7 protein-coding genes are annotated in these 6,001 nt (G+C 62.1%); 2 read left to right on the top strand and 5 right to left on the bottom strand.

What is annotated here, in order from left to right; translation table 11 throughout:
• The first annotated feature begins 1,135 nt into the window (after positions 1-1,135).
• Positions 1,136-1,528, top strand: a complete 393-nt coding sequence (locus tag ACOJTD_RS26750) for a hypothetical protein (protein WP_420135871.1) — start codon at positions 1,136-1,138, stop codon at positions 1,526-1,528.
• A 12-nt stretch (positions 1,529-1,540) separates the two neighbouring features.
• Here ACOJTD_RS26750 and ACOJTD_RS26745 read toward each other — a convergent pair whose 3' ends face one another.
• Positions 1,541-2,815 carry a hypothetical protein gene (locus tag ACOJTD_RS26745; RefSeq protein ID WP_420135870.1) on the bottom strand — a complete coding sequence of 425 codons (1,275 nt, stop codon included), beginning with the start codon at positions 2,813-2,815 and terminating at the stop codon, positions 1,541-1,543.
• A 590-nt stretch (positions 2,816-3,405) separates the two neighbouring features.
• Positions 3,406-3,660 carry a hypothetical protein gene (locus ACOJTD_RS26740; RefSeq protein WP_420135869.1) on the bottom strand — a complete coding sequence of 85 codons (255 nt, stop codon included), beginning with the start codon at positions 3,658-3,660 and terminating at the stop codon, positions 3,406-3,408.
• A 241-nt stretch (positions 3,661-3,901) separates the two neighbouring features.
• Between ACOJTD_RS26740 and ACOJTD_RS26735 the strand changes: the two genes are divergently transcribed.
• The gene (locus ACOJTD_RS26735; protein ID WP_420135868.1) at positions 3,902-4,132 is read left to right on the top strand and encodes a hypothetical protein; all 231 of its coding nucleotides are present in this window, start codon (positions 3,902-3,904) and stop codon (positions 4,130-4,132) included.
• 13 nt (positions 4,133-4,145) lie between these two features.
• On the opposite strand, the gene ACOJTD_RS26730 is transcribed toward ACOJTD_RS26735, so the two are convergent.
• From ACOJTD_RS26730 to ACOJTD_RS26720, 3 genes are all read right to left on the bottom strand, one after another.
• Complete coding sequence (locus ACOJTD_RS26730) at positions 4,146-4,544, bottom strand: hypothetical protein (protein ID WP_420135867.1); 399 nt, start codon at positions 4,542-4,544, stop codon at positions 4,146-4,148.
• A gap of 62 nt (positions 4,545-4,606) precedes the next feature.
• The gene (locus ACOJTD_RS26725) at positions 4,607-5,290 is read right to left on the bottom strand and encodes a hypothetical protein (RefSeq protein ID WP_420135866.1); all 684 of its coding nucleotides are present in this window, start codon (positions 5,288-5,290) and stop codon (positions 4,607-4,609) included.
• 11 nt (positions 5,291-5,301) lie between these two features.
• Positions 5,302-6,001 (bottom strand): metallophosphoesterase family protein (locus ACOJTD_RS26720; protein WP_420135865.1); only part of this gene is annotated, 700 nt, incomplete at its 5' end.

Below are 6,001 nucleotides of genomic sequence, written 5' to 3'. Positions count from 1 at the left end.
GCTGAACGATGGATCCTGTACAGGCGCAAAATGCCTCAAATTCTCCATAGGACCTCCAAGGCCGGGACGTTCGACAACCTGCCCTGTGAGTAAGCATGCCCAGCGTTTGATCGCTCGCGCAGAGGAGCTTCAGTCCTCTCTCGGCCTATGTGCGGCTCGCGACAGGCCCCGACATCTCGCTGCCGTCCCCATAAGGAGCACCTCAGCGCGCCGGTTCGCTTGGCTAGTCAGGAAGGCTCGCGAGCGCGCTTGACAATGGTTGCACGAACTCCGCACTGGGCCGTAGAAGATCATAAGCCTTTGTCACGGGACCGAGACGGGCGACGCGCCGGCCTATTGGAAGCAAAGCACACGCGGCCTTACATGCAGCTCGCTGGAAGGGCCGCCAAATGATAGAGTGCTGCTTCGCTCGACGCCGGGCAGCCCCGCTGTAACGCCCGATTAGTGCGCCACCGTACGTTTCGGGATCGAGTTCGCTTCCAGCCCTAATCGCAAGCATATTAAAAGGCCGCGAGGAAAATCCACCCGCAGAACCAGTGACGCGATCACCCGACTCCGGAGCCAGCGCAGCCTGTGAGGGTGGCTTGATAGAGCTGCCAGACGACCAGCCCCAGAGCCAACACCACGATCGCAAGGAAACCAATTCACAGTTGGAATCGACCATCTACAGTCATTGACCGCTCTCCGCCTTCCACGCCGGGCGGGCCGCCAGGCCGTTGCCCCTCCGCCAAGACGAGCCGGGCGCCGCGGTGCGGCGGACGCGAGCCGCCGATTGCGGCGCACAGTCCATCTTATCGACATTCAATAGAGGCCATGCACACGCGGCGACTGGTCTGGGCCAGCACCACTTTATGCTGGCGATCACCTCAAAGCCTGATATTAATATATTAATATTTAATTGGAGGCTATGTTGGCCAAGGTTGCGCGTTTGCTGCGGGCATTCACCGGAACCGCACTTTTCCTGTCAGGTTGTCTAGCCGCGTACATCGCCGTGGCCGGCGTAACATTCGGAGCGATTGCCTGGAGGTGGGCGCTGGCAGAACGGATCGACTGAGATTGATAGCGGAGGCGCACCGCGCGATCGAAAAACGAAGGGCGCCGCGTGGGTTTGGGACAGGAGCTTAAGGTGGGCGCGATGTTCAAGCTGTTCGGCCGAACAAAGACGAACGACGTGTTCAGAGCGCGCTCGCCGGAGCGCGACCGCCGCTCGGACGCGCTCCGCGTCGCGTCAATCGCTGAGACCATCGACCTCGCTCTGCAGGCCTGCCGGGCGGAACACGCCGGCTTGGGCAGACGGCTGAGCGACGTGTTGGCGCGCGCCGCCATGACGGTCGGTAACGACGCCGACGAATATCTCGACCGGGAGCCCGCGAACACGGCGTTGCAGAACGTGTTCAGCTTTGAAATCGCCAACGGCGAACGCCGGCTCCGCGAACTCGAAGCGAACATCCACCGTTTCGAGACATTGAAAGCAACGGTTGTCGCCAGCTTCCCGGAGCACAGTGAGGTGCTGGCCACGCGCCCGTGACGAAGTGGCGCTCTAGCCGCCGGGGCAAGGCGTATAGAAGGTCCCGTTCGCGGCGTTGACGCGCTCCAGGCAGTGTCGTGGATCGGTGACCCGGCCGTCCACTGACAGATCGAAGGCCTGGCCCTTGATGACAAGAGCGTAGCGCCCCGCCGGTAGCGGCCGATCGTCGGCCTCAGGTTGGATCAGGATCATCTCGGACTGTCCTTCAATCGGACCGACCCTGTAAGGGAGAGAGATGTTGCGAATAACCCAGGTGTCCGTCTCTCTCGCCTCCGAAGACTTCGCATCGCGACGAGCCGCCATCGCGCTCCTGACCTTTGCGACAACCCGCATCTGCAACGCTTCAGGCGCATTCGCGACCAGGTCGCGCCTGAACAACACGAAGCGTGGCTGGCTCGATGCAAGACGCGCATCGCTCGGCGTCGTAATCGCCGCAGAAATTGCAACGCGGGGATCTGGCACTCTGCCCGGGAGCGGCTTGAGTTCGACAAGCCGATCTCCATCGATGGCATAGACGCCGAAACTGGACGGCAACGGGAAGCCCGGCGCGGTCGGAGCCGGCGGCGGATGCGACGTCGGCGATGGTGTATCGGGCGCTTCGCGGCCGTTCGTATCGGAACTGCTCTGGGTCAAAGCAACGTCTGACGCGGACGGCCGCCACTCAAGTGCGATGCGATGCAGTCGGGTCCAATTCAAAGCCGTCGCACCACTGCCCGCGATCAGAGCCCCAATCAGCACAAGGCGTCCAACAACTGCAAAGCTCGTCGACGGAAAGGCGCGTGACGGCAGCTTGCCGAGGTGCCCGGCGGCCCCCGGATCAATCCTCGCCTCGCCCGCAGCAGACTTTTCACGCAACATGGGCGCCGCGTGGTCGCCGTGAAGAATAGTCCGTGCAGCAACGAACGGCCTGACGACATCGTCCGGCGCGGCCAGCCGAGCCAAGGCTGATTGCCATTCCGGCTGGCTGTCGCGCCGGTCGGCAAACGACTCGACACCTTCGATCGCGCCGTCGAGCGCAGCAACCAAGCGTTCGATGTCTTCGACGTCTCGGTGACGGAATTCCTCCCGCAGCTTCACCCGTGCGAGTTCGTAAATCGTATGGCGAAGCTGCGCCTGGTCCGCTTGCGCGGCGTCGATCATGCGCGACAGCGCCAAGGAAAAATACACTTGCAGAGGATTGTCCGCTGGCGAGGATCGCAACCGCGTGAGGCTGTCAGACGTTGTCATTCGTTCAACTTGTAAGGCGGATTTGAGCCGCGGCTTCGACGGCCAGGGAAATTTGGCCAATGGCCTCATCTCAATCGCAGCATCGCCAAGCGCGGCTCATCAAACTCAATTGTCAGCACCGTCCGCGGCATTAAATAACCTGCCGGGGGTGAGCTGCATTTCGTGCTCTGGGACCGCAGCCTGCGCTGCCCATGCTGCGACCGCCCATGCGACTGCTGTGGCAGCAGCCAAGGCGGAACGTCGATTGCGACCGAGAGTTGGCCCACGAAAACCGTGACGGTGTAAGACCCGGGGGGTTCATCATGCGGATACTCGTTGCTGCGGCAGCCTTCAGTGTCGGAATGTCGACGTCCATCGCCTGCGCACAGGGCGTCAAGGATCCATCCAGTCCCGCCACGAGCCGCACCTCTTCGGGTGCGCCGAGCTCGACGCCGTCGCGATCGACATCCACGCCCAATCTGGGCCCTCAGAGGTCAACCATCCCGCTGGGTGTGCGGCCGCCCCTCCGGGAATATCGCAACTACAAGCACGACGGCCGCTCGCGCTACAGATAGCAACCGATCCCTGGGGCACCGCACGAAGGACCACGCCAATATCAGGCTCGGACCTTGTCGGGCGCAGCCCTGACCGTCAGCGACTGTGGCGGGGCTTCAATACGCCCGACGCAGCACCGGCTCAGTCGATTCGGCGGCACAAAGACGCTCCCAATACCAGCCATATTCGGTCTGGACTCGCACCAGCGGACAGCGGCGCCAGCCCGTATAGCCGTCGGGATAAGGCCGCGCCCAGAACGAGGCCGGCACGACGTCCACTGCCCGCGCCCACGGCGTTACGGGCATTGCGGCGCCCGCTCCCGATGGCGCGGCGATCATCGCGCCGACAGCGAAGATTGCGACAGACATCATTTTCAGCACCATGGAATGTCCCTCCGCTCGGGAATGTCGCGCCGCCCATCCGCATCGCTCAGCGTGCGGCAGCCTCTCAGCCTTATATTAAATATCAGCAGCCGAAAAGACGAAACTCCCGCTGAGAATTATTTAATTATTGCCAATCCAGCCGGAGCGCGTCCGAAATAAAATTTAATATCTGGCAACAATCCTGCTTGAACGCTAAAGTCGTTCAACGTGAACGCCTCGGGATATGGACATGCTCAGGATCGCGCTGCTTCTCTCGGCTCTGGCGCTTGGCGAGACCGCCAATGCACAAGGCATCAAGCAGACACCGACCTCCGGGGCCACGCGGCCCACCGGACAGGGCGCGACGGTGCAACCGTCACGACCGACCGCGATCCAGAATATTCCTACCAATGCACTGCCATCGGGCAGAGCGATCCAGCGCACCTATCGGGATGGCAAGCTCCAGTCCCATCTGCGCTGAAGGTCAATCCTGCCTACTTGGCCGGCGATGCTTCGGTCGATGCCGGGGAAACTGTTTCGCCATTCTTCTCGACGCAATCGCGCCGGAATTTCTCACGGGCCTCGACGCCCGACATGGTCCCGACGCGCTGATTTGGAAATGCGAGAAGCGCGGCGGACTGGCATTTTTTCGCCAGCGCGGCCGATATTGCCGAAGCTGGTGATACCGTCATGACGAACCAGAAAGTCGCCATGACAAGCGACAGCACAACGCCAAACATCCGTGCCAAAGACGTTCCCCTTCTTGCCCGGCCTATTTGCAGCACAGGAGCAGCGGAAACGCAATTCGTCGCAACATTAAATGACATTATGTGTTTATATTTAAATTGGCCGAAAGCGGTCGGACAGGCGTGACGCCATTCGTGGGCTGACATGAACCCGCGCGAGCAATTCGAATTAAACGAGGCGCATCGACCGGTCCGGCCGGCCGAAAGAGCTATTGAAGCTTCGCCGCGAGGCCAACGTCGACGGCCGAAATTGCGGACCGCAGAAACGCACGCCCGTCCGGCGTTGCATCCCGAAGGATGCCGCGAAGTTGTTGCTCGACCGCCGGCGCCGACGGGACCAGCAGCCCCCGGATATCCGATTGAGCCAGCAAAGAAATCTCCTCGTCACGTGCCGCCGCGCTGGTCGCTACCGCACGTAAACGTGCGAGAACGACAACCGGCGGAATTGGACCCGTCAGAAACGACATTTTCAATGACGCGACGGCCGGCTCGCCGCGTTGCCGCTTCAGCAGGGCGAGCAGCAGCCAATGCTCTGCCGAGAGCGGCGAGACCGACAACGCGTCCATCAGCGCCGCCTGTGCTTCCGCGTTGTCCGTTCGAAGCGCCGATGCATCGGCGGATGGCTGGTCCAGCACACGGCGCGCACGCGCGGCGGCCTCATCCGCCAACGCAGCACCATTCCATGTCAGCCTTGCAGCCAAGCGCCTCGCGTCGTTCAATTCCCCCTGCTGGGCGCTCAGCGCCACGGCGACGCGCGCAGCGGAATAGAACAGCAACAGCGCGCCCAGCACTGCGACTGCGAAACGCCACGCCGCCGCGGCTTTTCCCGGACCAGCTTTTCGCATTGGACGCCCGAACGGCGACGCACCACCACGCTCGAGGACCTGAAGCATCGCTTTCCGCCTTAAATCGCCGCCATCACGTCGTCCTGGATGGCCAGCAGAGTCAGCTTTCCCGTCGCATAAGCGCCCGTGTCGATGTTGATGCGGTTCGAATGGATTTCTGGCTCGGGGACCGGCGTGTGCCCGTGAACGACGTACTTGCCGAAATCGGCCGTGCTGTTGAGAAACTCATCGCGAATCCAGAGCAGATCCTCATCGCGCTGGGCGTCCAGAGCGACGCCGGGCCGCACACCGGCATGAACGAAGTAATAGTCGCCGAAACTGAACGAGGATTGCAAGCTCCGCAGAAAGGCCAGATGGCCGTCCGGCATCGATTGGGTGAGACTTTTCACCAAATCAACTTGCTCGTCGGGGCCTGGATTGACGCTGGGCCGAAGGCCGTAGGACAGCAGCGTCGGCAGCCCGCCAAACAGCCGCCAGTCGCCAAGCTTGCGGGGCTCCGCGAGCACGTCCAGCATGAAGGCTTCGTGATTACCTTTGAGGCACACTGCCTCGCGCTTGCCCCGCCGCTCGATCAACAGATCGAGCACACCGCGAGCATTCGGCCCGCGATCGACATAGTCTCCCAGATAAACCTCGATCGACCTCGCAATCGGCCGCTCAACAAGATCCGCATCAATGGCTTCGAAATTGCGCGCCAGCAGGTCTGCACGGCCGTGAACGTCACCGACCGCGTAGATCCGCACGCCAGATGGAAGCCGC

This window comes from Rhodopseudomonas sp. (genome assembly GCF_048594845.1).
In the GTDB taxonomy this organism is placed as follows: Bacteria; Pseudomonadota; Alphaproteobacteria; order Rhizobiales; family Xanthobacteraceae; genus Rhodopseudomonas.
This window is presented reverse-complemented; position numbering and strand designations above follow the sequence as displayed.

What these genes read in the sequence shown, in the direction of transcription:
- ACOJTD_RS26750 (WP_420135871.1), top strand. Translation starts at nt 1,136, where the DNA reads ATGTTCAAGCTGTTCGGCCGAACAAAGACGAACGACGTGTTCAGAGCG.
- ACOJTD_RS26740 (WP_420135869.1), bottom strand. Translation starts at nt 3,660, where the DNA reads ATGATGTCTGTCGCAATCTTCGCTGTCGGCGCGATGATCGCCGCGCCA.
- ACOJTD_RS26735 (WP_420135868.1), top strand. Translation starts at nt 3,902, where the DNA reads ATGCTCAGGATCGCGCTGCTTCTCTCGGCTCTGGCGCTTGGCGAGACC.
- ACOJTD_RS26730 (WP_420135867.1), bottom strand. Translation starts at nt 4,544, where the DNA reads ATGTCAGCCCACGAATGGCGTCACGCCTGTCCGACCGCTTTCGGCCAA.
- ACOJTD_RS26725 (WP_420135866.1), bottom strand. Translation starts at nt 5,290, where the DNA reads ATGCTTCAGGTCCTCGAGCGTGGTGGTGCGTCGCCGTTCGGGCGTCCA.